This is a genomic window from Rhizobium quercicola (assembly GCF_021168455.1).
Classification (GTDB): domain Bacteria; phylum Pseudomonadota; class Alphaproteobacteria; order Rhizobiales; family Rhizobiaceae; genus Ferranicluibacter; species Ferranicluibacter quercicola.
This window is the reverse complement of sequence record NZ_JAJOZR010000035.1, coordinates 1-765: the sequence shown is the minus strand read 5'-3', so window position 1 is coordinate 765 and position 765 is coordinate 1. Positions and strand designations below refer to the sequence as shown.

Below are 765 nucleotides of genomic sequence, written 5' to 3'. Positions count from 1 at the left end.
GACTGGTACCCACCCATTGCAAAGACGGAAAAGGTCTTGTTGAGAACAAGATCGAGGCGTGCCTTGCCGGCAAAGGTTTCGGCATGTGCATCATAGCCGCCGATGATGGTGAAGCCGCCCCAGTCCTGCTTGATCTTGGCACCGACAACAGGGTGCGGCCAGTCGCCTTCGTCGTAGGGAACGGTCGGGATTGGGGCATAGTTGGTCTTGTATGAGCCGTTGCCTTCTTCTGCCCCAACCAGAAGGCTGATGCCGTTTCCGGCCTTGAAGACATAGCTGATCTGGTTGGTGCGCGGCGGAGAGAAGTCGATAACGTCGTCGTTCACGATGTTCCCGGCCGAATCCAGCCATTTGTCGAAGCGGGAGTCGGAAAAGCCTGCGCGAAAGCCGCCGAGCTCTATGTAGCTGCTGATCAACGTGAAGGTCTGAGCGCCATTCACCACCTGATAGCGGTGCTCCATGAAACCGTGCAGTTCGCCGTATTCCGTGTCGGAGACGGCATCGAAGCGCAGGGTTGCACGGGAAAGAGGAACCCAGCCGTCGTTAATGCCCGTATAGGGGCTTTCGCCGAAGAGCGAGTCGGATCGAAGATACCCACCCACCTTTAGACAGGTTTCCGTGCCGGGTATGTAGAAGTAGCCCTTGCCGAATGCATCGCAGACGCGAACGTAGCTCAAGGCTTCCGGATCGGCTGCCACGATCGCATCGGCAGCATGGACCGACCCACCGCTTGCCAAGGCCGCAGCGCTGGCGATGAGAAAACGC

General features: G+C 58.4%; 1 protein-coding gene. It reads right to left on the bottom strand.

Annotated elements, in window-relative coordinates:
- Window positions 1-765 (bottom strand): porin (locus LRX75_RS23230; RefSeq protein ID WP_231816932.1); only part of this gene is annotated, 765 nt, incomplete at both ends.